A 21,717-nucleotide genomic window follows, 5' to 3' on the forward strand; every position below is an offset into this window, starting at 1 on the left:
AGTGCCAAAGTCAGAAAAAAGGAGGGTAGCGGTTATTTTGTAAAGGAATTATAGAAAAAGATTACAAGAGGGAGAAAGAGACTATGAAGAGATTTCGAAAGTCGGCTATAGCCTTAGTACTTGCACTCCTGATGGCACTACAGGGAACAGAGCCTATTTTTGTACAGGCAAAAGAGGCCATTGAGGATGTACAGAAGAATGCAGATTTCTCCAGACCAGAGGCTTTGACGGAAGAGGAAGCAGGGATTACAGATTCCACATCTGGAGAACAAGATAAGAGTCAGCAGTCTGATGCGGACGTACAAAATGAAACGACGCCATCAGAAGATACAGAGACGCAGGAAGAACAGACAACTCCAGCGGAAGAAACAGAAGAAAATCCGCAGGAAAAAGAAGTGGAGTTGAAAGAACCACAGGATTACTATCCGATTCCAGAAGAACCGGAAGGTGAACTGATTGATTATGATGCCATTTCCAAGACTTATAAGACAGGGGACAAGCAGTATACAACCGTTTATGGAGGTTATGTCGGAACTTATAAGAATGAGGATGGAGATACCGAGCTGGTTGATAATACACTTGTAAAACCAGAAGAAGCAGATACTCCGGCATCCGAAGAAGCACAGGAAGCCAGCAGTGTAGTGGCAACTGAAGAAAAGGAAGAGAAAACAGAAGTTTATCAGAACAAGGCAAACGATTATGCTATCCTTCTTCCGGAACAGATGTCAGAAGAGAATGGTGTAACGATTGAAAATGGAAAGACCAGAATCGGGATCATTCCGGTAGATGGAGATTATACACATTCCGTTATTAAAGACAATGCGATCCTTTATAATGAAGTTTACGAGGGCGCAGATGTTCAGTATACAGTACTGGATTCCAGCATTAAGGAAGATATCGTACTTCAGCAGCCAACAGACAGGGAAGTCTATGAATACGAGCTGCAGATTCCGGGGTATCAGGCAGAAGTAAAAGACAATCAGGTCTATATCTATCCGGAAGGGAAGACAATCAAAGATGCGAAGTATCTTCTGGAGACGCCATCAATGGAAGATGCTGCCGGGGAAATCAGTTTCCTGATCACATTGGAACTTCGGGAAGAAGATGGAAAAACAATCCTGACCGTAAAACCAGATAGGGATTGGCTTTCGGCAGAAGAACGTCAGTATCCGGTCAGGATCGATCCGACACCAGTAGAGATTCAGAAGAGTTCCTTTAACATGATCGGTGTGGAAGAGGGAAGTCCTACCAGTCAGATTGGTGACAACAATTATCCGTATGTCGGATTTGATGATGGTATTAAGTCTGGGAACCTTGCAGGATTTGGTACTGCACACCAGAACTGCCGGACTTATATCAAAGTAAATTCCAATTTTAGTCAGATTCCGAAAGATTCCAAAATTGACAGTGCAACATTTGCAGTCAGTCAGAAAACTGCATACAGTGGTGGTGCATCCCAGTTTGGACTTTATCGTGTAGATCAGTCGTGGAACACCTCCATCACATGGAAAACAAAACCAGTAAATCTTACGTTTCAGGATGTACAGAATGCAAGTACCAGCAGGAACAGCTATATCAATTATGACGTCAAAGATCTGGTCAATGACTGGGTGCAGGGAACTCATGCGAATAACGGATTTGCACTGGTAGCCATTGCCGAGGCAAATAACCTTGGAGCTTCTATGCAGTGTGAGGTACTGAATAACAGGGCATCCGTTTATGGACCGAAACTCAGCATCCAGTGGTCACCGGCTGAAGATCCATATCTGCGAGATATGTCACTGGATGAAACAACGATCCTGCTTCGCCCGATGACAGAAAAGAATACAAATGGAAAGCTGAAGTTTGATGCCGTATTTGCAGACGGAATTGCAAAGAGCAAATCTACAGTAGAATATTATCTGCTTCCAGATGAGGAAAATGAAGAACATCACGAAACAGATGCAAAACCATTGTATTCCTATCCAGACAGTACTGAATACAATAAGCAGTTCCCGGAGGCGAATAAGTATTACAGCAAAGATTCCAACTGGCAGAGTGCACTGTATTCAGGGCTGACGAAGGACAAGCTTTATAAGATCAAAGCAAAAGCATCGAAAGAGATTGATGGAAAGCTGGAAACAGGAAAAGAAGTGACCAGTGACAGCTTTGTGATCTATGAAGTGAAGCAGTTTGATACATTCCCGAAGATTGCAAAATATTATGGTGTTCCGCTTAAGAACATTATGAAAGACAATCAGGTTATGGACGCACTGGTAGTCGCAAATAACACGATCTTTATCCGTAACCCACAGACAAATGTTCCATATAGTCCTGCACCGCTTACCGATCAGGATAAGATGCGGATTGACGGAGCATTGATGGGAAGAGGCCTGCACTGTGAATTTGGATTTGAACCAGTCAACTTAAATACTGGTAACTTCTACATGGATCAGTCCGATGCGACGATGAATGAACTGAATGGAGAATTCTCCATTACAAGAAGCTACAATTCCAAAGGAACAGACCAGCATTCCATGTTCGGACGTGGATGGAGCTTTAACTATGACCAGTCACTTTCTCAAATGGAGGACGGAAGTCTTCTGTATATGAGAGGGGACGGAAGTTATCTGATCTTTGATAAGAATGAAGATGGAAGCTACACTGCTCCGGATGGTTATGTATATGATTTAAAAGCAGTCAGCTATAAAGATACAGACCATGACTACATCGGATGGGAACTGACAGATGCGGATCAGAGCGTCTGGTCATTTGATAAATATGGAATTTTACGTTATGTAACGGATGTGAATGGATTTAAGACAGTATTAGATTATGACGATGATTATAATCTGAGTAAGATTACAACACCATCCGGAAAAACATTCGGGGTAAAACAGGATAAATTCGGGCATATCAAGGAACTGTCTCTTCCAGATGGTGGAAAAGTTTCTTACAAATATGATGAGCAGGGAAATCTGATATCTGTAACAGATCCGAATGGAACAACAAAAGAGTACAAATATGATGATGACAGCCGTATGACAAGCTGGAAAGATGAGAATGGCAATACGGTTGTAAAGAATACTTACGATAAAGAAGGAAGAGTTGTAGAGCAGACTGATGCAGAAAAAGGAACGGCAACTTTCAAGTACGGAAAGAGTTCTACTACAACAACGGATAACGAAGGAAATAAGACCGTTTATCATTATGATGATCAGTACCGCACAACATCCATTGAATATCCGGATGGAACAACCTGTGAAAAGACTTATAATGCAGAGAATCAGCTTGCTTCCGAAACGACAGCAGCCGGAACAAAAACTTACACTTATGATACATTTGGCAATGTAGCAACGGAGACAAGAGAGGATGGAAAGACAGCCTCTTATACTTATAATGAGCAGAATAAGCTGACCAGTGCAACTGGATATAACGGAGCAACGGTTACTTACAGTTATGACGGTAATGGAAATATGGTCACATCTACAAAACCGGATGGAACAGCCATTACCTATACTTACGATGACAAACATCGTATGGTATCCCAGACAGACGGCAGAGGTGTCACAACAACGTATTCGTATGACGGACCGAACATGACCGGATATGTGGATGGAAATGGAGCAGCATGGGGATTCACGTATGACGCGATGAATCGTGCAGTTACCATGACAGATCCACTTGGAAATGTAACCTCGAACAGTTACGATGCGAATGGCAATCTGACTTCCAAGACAGCAGCCGATGGCGGTGTGACCGCTTATACGCTGGATGGTGTGGGAAATATTACAGCAAGTACTGACGCACTGGGGAATACCACCACTTATACTTATGATAAGATGTACAACATGACCAGTGGTACAGATCCGAAAGGAAATCAGATCAGCTACGTTTATGATAAGAATTATCAGCAGGTCAAAGCAACCGATGCAAAAGGAAATACAATTACTTATAAGTATGACAGCATGGGACGTGTCATAGAAGAGAGTAATAAAGATTTTGGAACAAAGCTCTATGAATATGACAAAGCAGGAAATCTGAAAAAATATACCGATGGAAATGGAAATGCAACCGTATCCAAGTTTGATTCTCTTGGACAGGTGCTTCAGTCCAAAGATGCAGTTGGTAATATAACCAAATATGAATATGACGCATTAGGAAATGAAACCAAGATTACTTATGGAGATGGAAGCAGCCATTCCAAGGAATATGATAACTGCGGAAGACTCGCTAAAGAGACAGATGAATTAGGTGCAGTTACCACTTATACTTATGATGCGGCAGACAATCTGGTATCAAAATCAGATGACAGTGGAAGAACCTGGACTTATACCTACGATAATACAGGAAACCGCTTAAGTGAAACCAACCCAGAAGGTGGAACTACCACATATACTTATGATAAAGCAGGAAATCTGGTATCTTCTACCGATGAAGAGGGAAGAACAGATACTTATGCTTACGACAAGGCAGGAAATCTGACTACATCCAAAGATGCCCTTGGATATACCGTATCCATGAAGTATGACTTAAATGGAAATCTGGTATCCTCTACCGATGAAAATGGAAATACCAGTACCATGACTTACGATGGTAATGGAAACATGACATCGGTAAGCGATGCAAAGGGCAACATTACAGCAATGAAATATGATTCCACCGACAATCTGGAACAGACGGTGGATGCCCTGAAAGGAAAGACCACTTACGAATACGATTCACAGGGCAACAGCACAAAGATGACAGATGCCCTCGGCAATGCGTATAGTTATGTGTATGATAAAGAGGGAAATAACACATCCATAATACTGCCGACAGGGGACAAGGTGCTGATGGAGTACGATGCCATCGGACAGCTTGTAAAATGTACGGATGCACAGGGACTCGTAATTACCTATCAATATGACGGAGCAGGCAACCTGATCCATTCCTCCGACAATGGTGGAAACAGTATGGATTATACTTATGATGGTGCCGGAAATGTACTGACACAGACCGATGAACTTGGCAGGACAGCAACATACAAGTACGATCAGTACGGCAGACTCCTGAAACTTACTGAAGCAGACGGAAGTATCACATCTTATGAATATGATGTTATGGACCGCATTACAGCGGTAACGGATGCGGAAGGTCATAAAACAACCTTTACCTACGATAAAGTCGGCAACCAGTTATCCATGACAGAAGAAGAGGAAGCCACATATAAATACGCTTACGATAAGAAAGACCGGGTTATTTCTCAGACAAATCCACTGGGAGCATCCAGCACCTTTAAGTATGACGGAAATGATAATGTGACGGAATCTGTCGATGAAAACGGTACGGTTACCAAGTATGCTTACGATAAAAATGACAATCTCGTATCCCAGACAGACGGAAATGGAAATACGACAACCTACCAGTATGATGAACTGGACCGCAAGATCGGTGAGACTTCTCCGTTAAAAGAAACAAATGAATACCGTTATGATGCCATTGGAAATCTTACCAAATCAAAAGATCCGATGGGACTCATTACCGAATACAAATATGACAGCCTGAGTAACATGACGGAACAGATTTCTCCAAAGGGAGCAGTTACCAAATATGATTACGACAAGCATGGCAATGTCATTTCTGTAACGGATGCAAAGGGAAATGAGACACAGTACAGTGTTGACCTGAATGACAATGTCACAAAGATGACACAGGCGAATGGTGGAGAGTATACCTATGGTTATGATAAAGCCGGACGTCTGAAGAGTATGACCAGTCCACTGGGTTATACTAAAAATTTCTCTTATGATAAAGTGGACAACGTGGTAAAAGAAAGCGACAGCTTAAAGAGTACCACTACTTATACTTACGATAAGCTCCATAACATGAAGTCTTCTACCAATGCACTGGATGGAACAACCAGCTTTTCTTATGATAAGTATGGCAATCTGGTGAAGGAGACAGATCCGCTTGGACGGAGCAATACCTACAGTTATGACCTGGCAGGTCAGATGACTTCTGCAGCTGATCCGCTTGGTAAGATAACTGCTTACACTTACGACCCGGCAGGAAATATTACTGAGATCACCAAACCGGGTGGAAGAAAGACCAGCTATGGATATGATAAGAATTATAATGTTACATCTGTAACAGATCCGATGGGCTATGTTGCAAAGACAGTCTACGATAAAGACAACCGTGTAACAGAAGAGACCGATGCACTGGGGCAGAAGGAATCCTATACCTATGATAAGGACAGCAGGGTAACTTCTATTACAGACAAGCGTGGATTCACAACGGGATTTGATTACGATGCACATGGGAATATTCAGGTTGTTACAGATAAGACCGGATTAAAGAGCCATCTGGAATATGACAAGAATGACAACCTGACCAAAGTAACTGATGCCCTTGGCGGTGTAACAACTTATGGTTACGACAACATGGATAACCTGGTGACCTTCACCAATGCAGCAAATAAGACAACGAATTATACTTATGACTTAGAAGGCAACCTGACATCCATCAAAGATCCGGCAGGAAGAACGGAGAAATTCGACTATGATGAAAAAGGCAGACTGACCGGACATACACAGGCAAGCGGCAAGAAAACCACGTATGATTACGACAAACTGAATGACCTGTTGGAGAAATCTTATCAGGACGCAAAAGGCGAGACATCCGAAAAGGACGTGACCTACGCATATAACAGTGCCGGGGAACGGGTATCCATGAAGGATCAGACAGGCAAGAGCAGCTACGAATACGATGCACTTGGAAGAATCACCAAAGTGACAAGCGGTTCGAAAAAGGATGTCAGCTACGTTTATGATGACGCAGATAATCTGCAGGCAATCGTATACCCGGATGGGACAAAGATCAGCTATGAATACGACTTAAATGATAATCTGGTAAAACTGACAGACCGTAATAGAAAAGTAACCACTTACAAGCATGATGCACTGAACCGTGTGACAGAAGTTACTAGAAGTAATGGAACAAAGACGGAAGTATCTTACGATGCAGAAGATCATATCACAAAGATTGTGAATACCTGTGGTTCCTGCGGCAAAGTAATCAGTACTTATGAGTACAAGTACAATGATCAGGGATATGTAGTTGGAGAAACAGCTACGGAACTGGAAGCTGGAACAAGAAAGACGCCAAGCTGGGAAGACTGGTACAACTGGGGCGATACACAGAAAGAGACAGACAAAGCAGACTGTGAGCATCAGGAAAAAGAGATCCAGACGACACGTACCTATGAATACGATGACAACTGGGAACTGACACGCTGTACAGAAAAAGCAGAGGGCGGTAAAAAGACAGTCCATAATTATACTTATGACAAGATTGGAAACCGGACCTCTTACGAGAAGATCGAGGATGGTGTCAGCAAAGCAAAATATAACTATAAGTACAACGATTCCAACCAGCTCATCAAACGCACCAATGCAAAGATCTGGGGCGATCCGGGAACAACCTACAGCTATGATAAAGATGGCAATCTGATCCAGGAATGTGATAAGACAAACAGTGCAGATCCGGTTACTTATGAATACACAGCAGAGAATCGTTTGGCAGTAGTAAAACAGGGTGGAACAGTCCTGATGGCAGCCATGTACGATGGAGATAACAACCGGGTATTCGAACTTGATAACACCTATAAATGGGAAGACTGCTATGGCGATGAAGTCCTGATCCCGGCGAACCAGCGTACCGAAGATGGAAACAGCCCGAAAGAGCAGCTTGCCTCTCTGGTAAAAGGCGGTTCCAATGCCAAAGGATACACACTGACAGAGTATATCAACGATATCAATCGCGAGAATACAGAAGTCCTTGCAGAGTATGGAGCAGACGAGAAAGTACGTCAGGCTTATACTTATGGAGAAAGTGGAATCGGAGAACGGGTAAGCGTTGATAAATCGGAAGAAAGCAGTTATTATTTATATGACGGAAGAAACAGCGTGACCGGAATCCTGACCGAAACAGCTAATCTGACGAACAGTTATCAGTATGATTCATACGGTAACCTTACATCAGGAACAGCAGACGGTGTCAATTACTACGGTTACAATGGGGAGTCCACAAATGTAAAAACAGGACTTCAGTATCTGCGGGCAAGATACTATAACGCAGAGAACGGAACCTTTACAACTGAAGATAGTGACCTTGGAACGACAGAAAATCCATTGACCAGAAACCGCTACGATTATACGACCAATAATCCGCTGAATTACAGTGATCCGACAGGACATTCATTGTGGAGCAGGATTAAGAGTACAGCTAAAAAAGCAGCGAAAGCAGTCAAGAGTGTCGGCAAGAAAATCGTTAATACTGCGAAAAAGGTAGTCAAAACAGTAGTAAATACAGCTAAGAAAGCAGCAAAAACTATTGTTAACACAGTGAAGGGGGTAGCAAAAACTGCCAAAAATGCAGCTAAACATGCAAAACAGACATATCAATCTGTGAAAAATCGTGTAACCAGTAGCAGTACATATCAAAAGATCACATCCAGAGGAAGTCAGTTTATTCGTTCTGTAAGCAATGGGGTACAGAAAATTGGAAAAACTTATACATCTTTCAAATCCTATGTTTCAGAAAGAACGGCAGAAATCCGCTCAGAAGTGGTACGACATATGTGTACGACAACAAATCGTATTACAGATAAGCTTGGAAAAGTAGACTGGAATGCGGTGAAAAAAGTAGCCATTGGTATAACTGCGGTTACAGTTTCTGGTCTTGTAGTTGCTGCAACAGGCGGTTTGGCTGCAGGAGCAGTTCTGGCAGCATTGCCAGCAATGGGTGGCTTAGGAACGGCGATGGTTTCAGGAGCAGTTATTGGAGCTATTGGTGGAGCTTCATATAGTGCAGTGAATTCAGGTTTGTCTGGAAATAGTCTGAAACAAGTAGCAAAAGATACGTTAGTCGGTGGTATTGCAGGAGCAGTGACAGGTGGCGTTATGGGTGGCCTTAGTTATGGGGCTGGGAAACTTTTGAATGTAGTAAGGAGTGCAGGAAGTACCCATAATGATGGGATTGATAAATCGTTTAAAAAATTAGTTGCAGAAGTAACCGAAACAAAATTGCCAGAAGGCACTTGGGAAAAACCACCATTAGAGCGAGGAGATATTATTGACAAAGCTATGGGAAATAACTTGGGACACAATTTCCCGACCATAGATAAAGTAGAAAATGGTGTTGTGACTAGTGTTAAAAGCCGAGACTTAGGTGCAAAGACTTATCAAAATGGTAATAAATTGGAAAAGGTAATTGTCAAGGACATTAATAAAGTTTCAGGATTTATAGGAGAAACATTTAATGGTAAATTTGTTAATGCGGAAGAAATAGTGGGTAGACAATTACAAGTAGTTGTTCCAAATGTAACATTAAGCGAAGCTCAGATAAATGCAGTTAATAATGCTACAAAACATGGTATTGATAAAGGTGTTAAACTCATTATTACAGTAGGAAAATAATAGCAAAGTAAATAGCTTAAGGGGAATATTTTATTCCCCTTAAGTAATAGAGAGGAGAAAACGGATATGATTTCTGTATATTATAATCAAAAATATGGTTTCTTAATTGTGCCTAATGCCATTGAAAGGTTTATGGGATGTTATATTTCTATCGAACCTACAATTGAAATTATGGCTGAAGAAACAATAGATAAGATAGGCTGTGCAATTAGAAAAGGAATAAAAATTGCAGAAAGTTCCCCAAAAGTAGACGAATCTCAATTAAACAATTTTTGGAAACAAACAAAATATAAAAGTTTTCCAACATTTTCCAAGAATTATCAAAGAATTGATTTGAAACAAAATGGAGATGAATTAGAAATTAGAAGATGGGAACGGAATAATAGAGGGGGATATTCGCGAAAAACGGAAGAAAAAGATTATATTAATTTTATAGAAATGTCGGATTATGAATTGGGCTTGTTTATAAAAAAAATGTTTGAACCATGTGAAATTAGAATTGATGAAACAGAAAGATTTGAAACATTAGAGGGGAAAATAATTAGTTATTCGATTCCAAATGAGCATTATAAAAATATTGGTGATGGTCATACAGATTCTTATATGACATATAGAAATGAAGATTATGATAAGTTGTATATTTCTTTTTTGATAGGTGATGGAACTGATTGTACAGATGAAGTAAGCATAAAAAATCATTACAAAAAAATATACAAGCAAATGTCGAATATTAAATTTGAAAGTAAATGTAATAAAAAATATGTACATTTTTTAACAGAAAATGGAGAAGTATTGCTGAGTTTTATTGATAATGGTTATGTGGAGTTTTTTATGTGCATTCCATATAATATTGAAAGAAAAGTTCAAAAGGAGTCAATAGAACAGTATTTAAAAATGTTATTTTCGATAAAAATTGAAGATAAATAAAGCGTGAAGGAGAGAATATGCAAAAGAAGAATTGTGTTTTGTGCATAAGTATAGGAATTATAGTATGTATATTGTTATCAGCTTGCTCCAGACAACCAGACTTTGATGCCAAATCCTACGTCCAAAGTTCTCTTGATGCACACTATCATGGAGAATATAAGGACTATGCGAATCTGTTAGAAATCTCGGAAAAAGATGCCAAGAAAGAAATCGAAGAGGATTTTAATGAGAGTATCCAACAGCAATTTGATGATTCCGATAACATTACGGATAAAGGAATTGCTGATTATGCGGAAAAACTGACAGAAGTAAAGAAACTGGCAAAATACAAAGTACAAGATGTGAAAGAAGAGGATGGAGTCTATACAGTAAGTGTACAAGTTGAACCATCCAATGTATTTCAGACATTGCAACAAAGCTCTACAGAGGTAAGCAATGAAAAAATAAAGCAGGGATTGGATGGAAATGATCCGGAAGTCTTTGCAGCTGTATTAACAGAAAGTGTCCAGAAGAGTCTTGAAAAGAACAGATATGGAAAAGCTGTTACTGTAAACGTATCCGTGGAAAAAGATAACTCAGGAAAATATGGTCTTTTGGATACAGAGATGAATAAGTTGGAAGCAGCGATGTTCCCAACAGAATAAGAATGAATGGAAAGCTATCAGAGGAAAAAAACTGGTAGCTTTCTTTTAAACTCCAAGACAAGAAAACTTGTTAAAAAAGCTATTGTAATAGTAGAAAAATTATAATAAATAATGGATGACAAGAGTCTTTTATTCATTATGAGAAAAAGAAGGAATCTCCTATGAACCAACAAGAAATATTCACGTAAGATGGAAAAAAGTGCTGTAATCGAAGAGGTTGCAGCATTTTTTTCTTCGACATTTTTCGAACATTATAACGTACCTATCCGGTCACCGCCATGCTCCGATTTGATTTCTATATCAAAAATCAGATCGGAGGAAAGATAAATGGCTTATAACAAGACAAGTGAAGAACGAAAGTGGAATTATTGGAAAGAACAGGAAGAAAAGAAATTGCGTGAACTGGGAATGGAAGAAGAGAAGATCCAAAAGCTGCGCCAGATGGACAGGGAAGACTTTCTGGAAGAGCGCAGATACCGGGAACATCTGGATGAAACGATGCAGGATATGGATTCCATAAAAGAAAAGGACAGCGAGCTGTTTGCAAGGGATGTAAAGGAGCTTCTGGATCACATAGGTGATAAGCGAATCTATGAACTATTGAAAGAAACGGAGCATCAGACACTGGAAATCCTCTTACTCAGTACATGGGGATATTCTGGAAGAGAAGTTGCTAAGATTATGGGAATGGCAGAACAGACGATTTATACCAAAAGAAACCGTTTGAGAAAAAAATTAAAAAATTTATCAAAAATTGAATAATTATGGCGTTTTTCGTCGGCTATTTAATAGGCAGGTAAATTTTGCCAGTGTACTTTGACAACCTCATACCAGCATTACAGGTACGTTCCCGTAAGTAGAAGCGTGGCAGGAAGACGCGAGGACAGATGAAAAGGGCATGGAAGAAATTAGACCAGAAAGTGAGAGGCAGAGTTCTTTTGTGGCGTTTTCGTTTCGAGCGAATCATCTTTAACTGAAACAGGACCGTGGCGGTCTTTTGCGAGGATCACTTACGAGGGGATAATGATACATAGGAACTGCCAGTGAGCAGAGGATGGACTTTGGGTTGTAATCAGCAAGACTTTTAGAAAATCCGTGAGCGGTGCAATGCCAAGCATCCGCCTGTAATGTTCCCGTAAGGCAATGGGGGAGTCGAGGACAAATACAACGCCAAAAATCAAAAGTATAAGAAATCAAGGAAGAATGTGTCGTTGATATCAGATACATACGGCTGTAGGGAGAAATCCTTTACAGCCGTATTGATGTGATATCAGCACGCATATCAGGTAACAAATTATGTATTACACAAGAGAATATCTCAATAGAGCGCATCGAGAAATTGATACTATTTTCCGAGTGCTGTTCCCGGAACATGGAATGGCAGTAAGGGAAGAACAGATTATGTTATGCCACAAAATGCTGGATAACCTGCTGGGAAGAAACATAGCACTGTGTGACGCGGGTGTCGGTATCGGCAAGACGTATGCCTATCTGGTGGCCTGTGTTCTGATGAGAAAATATTCCCTCCTTGCAGAAGGATGTTCCCCTTATGAGCAGCGTCCGGTCGTGATATCCACTTCCAGCATTGCACTCCAGAAAGCAATTCTTACAGAATATATCCCTTTTCTCTCCCGGATTCTTCAGGAGAACGGGACGATTCAGGCCCCTATTAAAGCTGTGATACGAAAAGGGAAAGAGCATTTTGTCTGCGATGAGAGGTTGGAGCACCGAATCGTTGCAATCGAAGAAAAAAACAAAAATGCGTTGCAGAAAGAAGCTCTGCTGTCGTTGAAAGAACATTATGATATGGACGAAGTGTCCAACTTAAGTGGGTTTGACAGAAGGATGGTGAGTGTACCGAAGTTCTGTTCGGGAGACTGCCCGAAAAGAGGCTCATGCAGGTATCAGCAGTATCTGGAGCGTTCCAGAGATCATGAAATGTTCATTCAGATCTGTAATCACAATTATCTGCTGGCTGATGGTTATCACAGGCTGCAGGATTACCGCCCGTTATTAAAAGACTACCGAGCATTGATTGTCGATGAAGCACATAAGCTGCCGGATGCGGCAAAGCAGATGTTTGGGAAGAGCCTCTGTTATGACGATATCCGAGAAATCTGCTTTTATCTTGGGAATGAGTACCAAGGCCCGGAGATAAGAAAACTGTCCGGGACGATCCGGATGGTGCTGGACATCATAGGAGAAAACCACAGAACCAGATATGGGATAAAAGAAGAATTCCACATGACAGAAGAGTGTGCAATGTATTTATATGAGGGGATACAGACCATGAATAAGATCATAGAAAAATTAGAAAAGAAGATTCCAAAGTGGATCAGAAACAAGCTGGAAGAAACCAGAAGTGTGCTGGAATGCTTTTTCCATCAGGATAAGAAGTATGTGCTGCATCTGAAGCAGGACCATGACCACCGGATTATATTGTGTGCATCCAGCAGACGGATTCCACAGTATCTGGACCAGATGTTATGGAGCAGAGGAATGGGAGCGATTCTGACAAGCGGAACTTTAAAAACCGGACAGGGATTTTCCCACATTCGGAAAATGACAGGATTACAGAGAGTGCGGAGAGTCCGGGAATATGTGGCAGACTCCCCGTTTGAATATCAGAAGAACTGTCTGTTATATCTGCCAAAGAATTTGAAGACATGCAGAAGAGAAAGTCAGGAAGAGGCAGAGATGATAGCAGACCATATCCATTCACTGATCTGTTCGACTTACGGGCATACGCTAGTGCTGTTTACATCTTATCATTTGATGGGAAACGTTTACCAGATGTTAAGGGATGAAATTCCGTTCCCGATGATAGAGGTGTGGAGACATTCACCGGAAGAGATCACAAGATTTAAACAGATGGACAATGCTGTCCTTTTTGCAGCCGGCTCCTGTTGGGAAGGAGTAGACTTCCCTGGAGATATGGTATCTTCGCTGATTATAGTAAAACTGCCCTTTGCTGTTCCTGATCCCATCAGTGAAGCACAGAAGAAGGAATATGCCAGCCTGAAAGATTATATTCAGGCAGTGATTGTTCCAGACATGCAGAAAAAACTAAGACAGGGATTCGGACGTGCTCTCCGCACCGAGACAGATACTTGTGTCGTGTCCATTTTAGACGAGCGTGCAGGAGAAGGTGGCAGGTATCATGAGGAAGTAATGTGTGCGCTTCCGAGCTGCAAGATGGCAAAAGATATCAAGGATGTCCAGCACTTTATTCGAAACCGGAAAGGCGTGGAATACTACCTGTAACCGTTCGTGGTTCTGCTACAGAAAAAGCAGATTTTGCACGAAAAGTTTGGTGGTATTTCAAGGGCGTTTTCGGTGGGATTGTTGGTATTGATGAATAGCTATTTCGGCATGAAGTGGGTATACTGTGTATAGCGTTAGAGGAAAGGAGGCAGCTTATGATATACAAGGTGGAAACGATAAAAGATGGAACAGAAAAATATTTTTTCATCAGAAATCTGGAAACAATGAGTATTGAAGAACTGCCAAGTAAATATCTAATGCATAAGATTAAATGTAAACGTTCACCAAATACAGTGAAACGCACAGCATTTTCAATCTGCTATTATATGAAATATATGGCAGAGAAAGAAATGGAACTCACAGAAGTCTATCAGTTAGATTATGAAAAACAGACAGAACACTTTGTGGAATTTTTATACTGGCTTAAAGCCGGAAACCATACAGAGCAAACGGCTGGAGAAAAGAAGTGTCCGAATGAAGGAACCTGCAACGCATACTTAAAAGATGTGTTCAGGTTCTATTTATTTATAGAGGCAGAATATGAACAGTACGGAAGTCTCAAAACCTTATCGTATAACCAGATTATAGCGGTTAATCAGGTGGGAGTAAAAAAGGTACTGCGGAATCATTCTTTTAAAGCCTATCTGAAGGAAGAGGAACATCGTGGGAGAACAGCAAAAGAAAATCAGATTATTACAATTTTACAGGCCTGTACGAACCGAAGAGATCAGCTTCTGTTACTTATGTTAGCAGAAACCGGATACAGAATTGGGGAACTACTGGGAGTAAAATATGTCAAAGATATTGATTATAGGAATCACATGATAAAGGTATGCTTCCGGGAAGATAATGAAAATGAAGCGAGAGCCAAAAATGCGGAATACAGAAGTGCCAAGATAAGTAATGATACGTTTGAATTTCTCATGGATTATCTGGCAAAATATCGGAAAATCCTGCAACATCAGGATTACCTGTTTGTGAATATCATGGGTGAGAACATTGGAAAGCCATTAAGAGTGGACAGTGTATATGATATGTTGGACCGAATGGAAAAGAAAACCGGAGTTAAAATCACACCCCACATGTTACGTCACTATTTTGCAAATATGCGAAAGCAGGCAGGATGGGAACTGGAAATGATCAGTCAGGCATTGGGGCATAAACATTTGGATACGACTATAAAGTATCTGGACTGGCTGGATGATGAACTGATAGAAGCAAGTAATGAGTTTTATGCACAACACACTGCTATTTATGGGGCGGAACGTCTGCTGGAGTAGGGAGGTGTGAGAAATACCTATATATTTATTGCAACAGGCAGAACACATAACAGAATCTGAAGTAGATATTGAGAAGAAAAAGCAGGAACTATATTCAGAAATTGATGCACTTGGAATAAAAAGCGATTCAAGAATTAACAAATTGAAAAAGTTCTTGGCAGATAGAAAAATCTGGCATCTGGAAGAAATGGATTATCCTTTGCGAAATTCGTATGAACAATATTTAAGAGGACAGATACGATCACAAATTGTATCTTTCTATTTGAAAATATATGATACGGTAAAACAACAACATATCTATCAACAAATGCAGACGCTAAATGGAAAGCGGATATATGAATGGAAATATCAAAATAAAATTTATTTTCTGAAGTATTATCCGGAAAAGGAAATAGCTGAGACCTTTGAAACTTCTTATAAAACAAACCTATTGGTGTGGGATTTTACACAAAATTGTTCAGAAGTTTTAAAGAAACAAATTTTTTATACGTTGAGTCGTATCATTGCCAATACTTCAATGTCTAAGGCTTATAGAAATGTCAGGTTAAAATCCTTAAAACTTCTTTATGATTCTTGTGTTCAGTTAAATATTACGGATATTGGATTGCTGGAAATGGAACAAGTGGAAACTATTTTAAAGAATTTTCCCGAAACGAGTCAACGAAGTATTTTAGGTGAATGCAGAAGAGATGCGTTTATGCAGCAGGAACAGATCCAATGGGAAGCAAATGTATGGTATCTGGAACGATTACATCTTGGAAAACATCGGATAGACGAAAGTAAATCCTTAATTAGCATTTCTTTTATGGAAGTCAAGGAAATACAGAATCGAGAAATTTTACAGGCATACATGAAATATGAACTGGGAATTACTGGACAGGCAGTCAGCACGATTGTACGAAGATTTGTATGTATTAGAAATTTTATTGAACTGCTGGAACAAGAAAAGATACTGGCGATTCATGCAACTGTCGCAGAAGTAAAAAAGTATGCAGACGGCTTGCGAGAACGGGGAATACAGGCAAAGGGATTTAATGAAAGAATTTTCGGTATCGGTCATTTTTATAAATTCATGGAAGTTAAACAGTATATTACAAGAATGCCATTCCGAATTGAATATTTCCAACAAAAAGAAGTAATAGTACATCATGATCGTAGCGTTGAGGAAACAGTATATATGGAAATTTTGAAAAAATTATATCTTTTTCCAGAGCGATTACGATGTATGTTCCTACATCTGTGGTGTCTAGGATTACGGGCGAGTGAAGTGTGTACATTGAAAGGAAATGCTTATTATCAGCAGGGCGAGGATTATTGGATTCAGGTGTATCAGGTCAAAATGAAGAATTATAAAAGGATTCCAATCCCACAGGCACTTTATCAGATTATGAAAGTATACTTGAAAAAACATGAAATTCAGCCTGAAGAATTCATTTTTAAAAACAGCAGAGGTGGTGCTTGTCTATATGGTACATTCCGAACTCAGATGATAGAAGCGTGCCGGGAAAATAAGATTGCAAATGGAGAATATTTATTTCAATCACACGATTATCGACATACAGTAGCAACTATGTTTTATGACAGTCATGTATCACTGCAAAGTATCAGGGATTATCTTGGACATACTTATGAAGAGATGACAAGACAGTATATTGATTATATGCCGCAAAGGATTGCAAAAGCAAATGATGAGTTCTTTGAAATGCAAGGAAGTAGTTTAGCATCATGGCTAAAGAAAGAGGAAAAAGATGGAAAATGATATTATATACTTCAGCGATTTCCCCAATTTACAAGAAACAGGGACACGTAAGGATAATGGAAAATTTGATTTAACGTTGCTTCCAACGCAAGAATTAAAGGAAGAGTTTCGAGGTTATATTATGTATCGCTGCAAAAACGGAACGTTTAGAGCATTGATTCAGGATCGAACAGCTTATAATCATATTGCAAAGTTTTTGAACAGCAGAATAAATCGGAGAATCAAAAGCCTTGGAGATAGAAATCCAGAAAAATGGATATCACTTTTAAAAGGCTGGATGTTAGAACAGGGAATAACTATTGTAAAAGAAAAGAAGAGTGTGTATGGTACAGTAAGCTATGGCGAAGCAGTGACGATATTATATTTCAGAAACGTACTGAAATTTTTAGGGCCAGAAGATTTACGGGATGAGATAGAAAAAGATGTTTGGGAACTAAAAAATCTGGATATTAAAATCAGATCCAATCCAATTTATAATGTAAAAACACTGGATTTCAGAAAAATATATCAGCCAGATATCAGGGAAGAATGTAAGAAAGCTGTTTATATGAATCTGCAGTATGAAGCAATAGGAACTGTACAGGGAGAATTGACAATAATGAGGATATTCTCAGAATATCTCCAAAAAGAGTATTCCAAAATAAAAAGCTGCAGTGAAATAGACAGAGAAGTGTTGGAAGAATTTTTGATACATCTGTCAACAAAAGATACTTCCCATAGTGCGAATAGTTCTTATGTAATTTCATTAAGACGACAGTTAGAGACAATCGGAAAAATTTACAGCTATGAAAGATTGGAGCATTTATTTATTAATACGGATATTCCACCGGAAGTAAATGCAGAATTTAGAGTGTATTCTGATGATGAAATGAAACGACTGAATGCGGAAATTACACAGATGGATGTACAGATTGCAAGATGTCTTCTGATACATCAGATGCTTGGAACTAGGATATCAGATACCCTTACACTGAGACCAGATTGTCTGACGAGAGAAAATGGCCAAGATATGATTGAAATATATCAAGTTAAAACTAAAAGATATAAAAAACCGATCAGTAAAGAACTTGCAAAACTGTTACAGAGTTCTATTGAATATACACAGGAAAAGTTCGGTGATACAGAATACATATTTGTTAATGAAAAAGAACCTGACCGCCCGATGCAGTATATGGCTATAAAAACAAAAGTCATGTCCATGATACAGGAAAAGCAGTTGAAAGATGATCATGGCGAATTATTCGGGTTTGGAACGCACATGTTCCGGCACTACTATGGCGTCAAACTTACAGAAATGCATCTGGATGACTGGACGATAGCGAGACTATTGGGGCATAAAAGACTGAATAATGTACAGCATTACCGGAAAATGAGCAATCAAAGAATGGCAGACGAAACCAGAGAAGTAAGACAGAGGATGAGTGACATCATATATATGAGTCTGGCAAGATGGGGTGAAGAATATGAGCAAATACGACAAGATGATTGAGGAAAATCAGAGAAAAAGTAAAGAGAAAATTGAACTGGCATTGCAAGCAATACAAGATATGCTGGCAAATAAAGAACGTATCAGCGTTCCAAAGCTGATGAAGAAAACTGGATTGTCGAGAGGATTCTTTTATAAAAATCCAACCGTCCGGGATACATTGAACCAAGCAGTAGAGCAACAGGCCGGAATGATAGATCCAAGAAGAGAAATTCTGAACATGGCGATGGAAAAACAGATTGAACTGTTGAACCAGAAGGTGGCAGCTCTGAGCAGAGAAAATAAGGAACTGAAGAGAAAGAACGAAAAGTTACAGAAGGCATTACGGAAACAGGATTTGAATTTTATTAAGAACTTATAACATTGAAAATAATGAGATGGAAGAGATGTGTGTAGACACATCTTTTCATCGTTGAGGATAAAACATATAGAATGAGAATGGGATTGTTTTATGGTATACTAAAAGTGAAATGCTAACTTTGATATGAGGTATAAAACAATATGACAGAAATACAAATTAAAAATTTAATTAAAGAATATGAAAAAGAATATATTGAGTTTATGGAAATTGAGAAATTACCACAGTATAAGATAGATTTTTTTGAAATTAATGTTGAGGAAAGCGATGCAGCAGGATTCGCTTCAGCCGCCCAAGCTTACTATAATACGAAAACAGATGAACATATATTAAGGATATGCAAAAGTTCGGAAATACCAAGGTATATTGTGTTTCATGAATTTACGCATATTTTAGATACGGAAATGTATGCAAAGCAAGATTCTTGGAAATATATGGCTTTGTCTGGTTATACAGAATATCATGCAGCACAAGTTGAATTGATGATAATGTTAGGAGCAGATAGTATACAAACTCAAGATTTTTCATTTACAGTTGATGTTGAAATAGGTAATAGTACAGTTAGGAATTACCTAAACTCAAGACATCAATTAGTAGTGAATATGATGAATAGAACAGATTTTCCAAGAGATATTGAAGCATTAAAAACAACGGTAGGTGTGCTATATAATTATTTTGGAGTGCGTTCTATATGTAAAATGTATACGAAAGATTATACTGAAGAAGTGGATAACACAATTATTATTCAGAAACTTTCAAAAGTATTATTTGAAGAGATAAATAGCTTTATGGTTGGATGGTTTAATGAAGCACAAGTAGAGCTGAGCTTTGTGTCATATATGAAAATAATGTGGCCTATGCTTCAAAGCTATTTTGGAAAAGAATGAAAGATAGTAACAGTAAACACAGTTTTGTATACAGTTAAACCCAGTAAAATCAACGCATGAGGGGAACTGGCTACATTTTAATTCCCTATCTGGTGGTATGTGGCTCCGACAATCGTCAATACATTTTTAGAAGCTTATGATTTCAGTGGTAAAAAGATCGTGCTTTTTGCAACGTCCGGTGGAAGTGGATTCGGGAACACTGTAAAGGAATTGCAGCCATCCGCACCGGATGCAGTGATCACAGAAGGCAGCCTGTTAAATCGTGGAACGAAACAGGAAATCAGTGAGTGGGTAAAATCTTTATAAATAACAGTGCTATGGAGGTATACAGAATATGGAAAAAATAGTACAGACAGCAGGACGAAATGCACTTGATGAATTTGCACCGGAGTTTGCACATTTTAATGATGATGTGCTTTTCGGTGAAAACTGGAATAACTATGATATTGACGTAAAAACAAGAAGCATCATCACAGTGGTTGCTCTGATGGCTTCCGGAATTACGGATTCTTCTTTAAAATACCACCTTCAAAATGCAAAAAATCATGGTGTGACACAAAAAGAGATTGCTGCAGTGATCACACATGTTGCATTCTATGCAGGATGGCCAAAAGCATGGGCTGTTTTCAATCTTGCAAAGGAAGTGTGGGAAGCTGGTGAAGGAGATTTGCCATACGAAGAGGAAGCGATGCGGGCGCATGCTAAAGAGATGGTATTTCCAATCGGTGCACCAAACGATGGTTTTGCACAGTATTTTTCCGGCAGAAGTTTTCTTGCACCGATCTCTACTTCTCAGGTTGGAATTTTCAATGTGACATTTGAACCAGGATGCCGAAATAACTGGCACATCCATCATGCAAAAAGTGGAGGCGGGCAGATTTTGGTATGCGTTGCCGGAAGAGGATATTATCAGGAAGAAGGTAAAGAAGCTATAGAAATGAAGCCAGGTGACTGCATCAATATTCCTACAGGTGTTAAACACTGGCATGGTGCTGCACCGGATGAATGGTTTTCACATCTGGCAATTGAAGTGCCAGGTGAGGAGACATCCAATGAGTGGTGCGAGCATGTATCTGACGCGGATTATGATAAACTAAAATAAAAAATCGGTATTTAACAAAAGTTAGCAAGAATTCTCCTTCCTCTACAGGTGGGAGATGAATTACAGAAAAAGAATGCAGAACACTTATTCTACATTGTGAGGTATGGTATACTATAATCAGTCGAAAGAATAGAAAGGACTGATTATATGGATAAAATGGATCATAATGCACATTCAGTATATTTGATGTATTATCATCTGATCATGGTTGTAAAATACCGAAGAAAAGTAATAGATGATCCGATTTCGGAACGTGCAAAAGAGATTTGGGAACGTATTGCACCTGATTATGGAATCACACTGGAAGAATGGAATCATTCTGGAGCCAAAGTTTCTGCCTGTTGACAGCGGGCGGGGCACCGATTGATGTTATTCGTAATTATATCGAGACGCAGGGAGAGAAAAAAAGATGAATATAGCATACCGTTTTCGTATATATCCAAACAGAGAACAGGAAGTTCTGCTCGCAAAAACATTTGGCTGCTGTCGTTTTTTATATAATCAGATGTTGAATGATAAGATACGGGAATATGAAGCATCGAAAAAAATGTTGCGAAATACACCGGCGAT

At 39.4% G+C, this 21,717-nt stretch carries 12 protein-coding genes and 2 pseudogenes; all 14 read left to right on the plus strand.

Annotated elements, in window-relative coordinates; translation table 11 throughout:
• The first annotated feature begins 83 nt into the window (after positions 1–83).
• On the plus strand, positions 84–9,440 hold the full coding sequence (locus ACYQ5K_RS09060; protein ID WP_459777470.1) for a DUF6531 domain-containing protein: 9,357 nt from the start codon (positions 84–86) through the stop codon (positions 9,438–9,440).
• 66 nt (positions 9,441–9,506) lie between these two features.
• The gene (locus ACYQ5K_RS09065; RefSeq protein ID WP_007884653.1) at positions 9,507–10,367 is read left to right on the plus strand and encodes a contact-dependent growth inhibition system immunity protein; all 861 of its coding nucleotides are present in this window, start codon (positions 9,507–9,509) and stop codon (positions 10,365–10,367) included.
• 17 nt (positions 10,368–10,384) lie between these two features.
• A complete protein-coding gene (locus ACYQ5K_RS09070) occupies positions 10,385–11,011 on the plus strand; it encodes a hypothetical protein (RefSeq protein WP_007884654.1) in 627 nt (208 codons plus the stop codon).
• 327 nt (positions 11,012–11,338) lie between these two features.
• Positions 11,339–11,773, plus strand: coding sequence for a helix-turn-helix transcriptional regulator (locus ACYQ5K_RS09075; RefSeq protein ID WP_007886453.1), 435 nt, complete (start codon positions 11,339–11,341; stop codon positions 11,771–11,773).
• Between the two features lie 534 nt (positions 11,774–12,307).
• Positions 12,308–14,275, plus strand: a complete 1,968-nt coding sequence (locus ACYQ5K_RS09080) for an ATP-dependent DNA helicase (protein ID WP_215721250.1) — start codon at positions 12,308–12,310, stop codon at positions 14,273–14,275.
• Positions 14,276–14,430: 155 nt separating this feature from the next.
• Complete coding sequence (locus ACYQ5K_RS09085) at positions 14,431–15,555, plus strand: tyrosine-type recombinase/integrase (protein ID WP_459777471.1); 1,125 nt, start codon at positions 14,431–14,433, stop codon at positions 15,553–15,555.
• Positions 15,556–15,583: 28 nt separating this feature from the next.
• Positions 15,584–17,314, plus strand: coding sequence for a tyrosine-type recombinase/integrase (locus ACYQ5K_RS09090; protein ID WP_007886448.1), 1,731 nt, complete (start codon positions 15,584–15,586; stop codon positions 17,312–17,314).
• A 121-nt stretch (positions 17,315–17,435) separates the two neighbouring features.
• Positions 17,436–18,803: a tyrosine-type recombinase/integrase gene (locus ACYQ5K_RS09095; protein ID WP_226853055.1), complete on the plus strand. Its 1,368-nt coding sequence runs from the start codon at positions 17,436–17,438 to the stop codon at positions 18,801–18,803.
• Positions 18,778–19,161 (plus strand): DUF6262 family protein, encoded by a 384-nt coding sequence (locus ACYQ5K_RS09100; protein WP_015513361.1) that lies wholly within the window; start codon positions 18,778–18,780, stop codon positions 19,159–19,161. Before ACYQ5K_RS09095 ends, ACYQ5K_RS09100 begins: the two co-directional genes overlap by 26 nt.
• Before the next feature lie 140 nt (positions 19,162–19,301).
• Positions 19,302–20,045 carry a hypothetical protein gene (locus ACYQ5K_RS09105; RefSeq protein WP_215721249.1) on the plus strand — a complete coding sequence of 248 codons (744 nt, stop codon included), beginning with the start codon at positions 19,302–19,304 and terminating at the stop codon, positions 20,043–20,045.
• Between the two features lie 81 nt (positions 20,046–20,126).
• Positions 20,127–20,351, plus strand: a pseudogene (locus ACYQ5K_RS09110) (flavodoxin); the annotation flags it as partial.
• 28 nt (positions 20,352–20,379) lie between these two features.
• Positions 20,380–21,147 (plus strand): carboxymuconolactone decarboxylase family protein, encoded by a 768-nt coding sequence (locus ACYQ5K_RS09115; protein ID WP_459777472.1) that lies wholly within the window; start codon positions 20,380–20,382, stop codon positions 21,145–21,147.
• Positions 21,148–21,294: 147 nt separating this feature from the next.
• Positions 21,295–21,560 (plus strand): annotated as a pseudogene (locus ACYQ5K_RS09120) (IS200/IS605 family transposase).
• On the plus strand, positions 21,557–21,717 hold a 161-nt coding region (locus ACYQ5K_RS09125), incomplete at its 3' end, for a helix-turn-helix domain-containing protein (protein WP_459777475.1). The pseudogene ACYQ5K_RS09120 and the gene ACYQ5K_RS09125, both read left to right, overlap by 4 nt.

It is taken from the genome of Allocoprococcus similis (assembly GCF_054660775.1).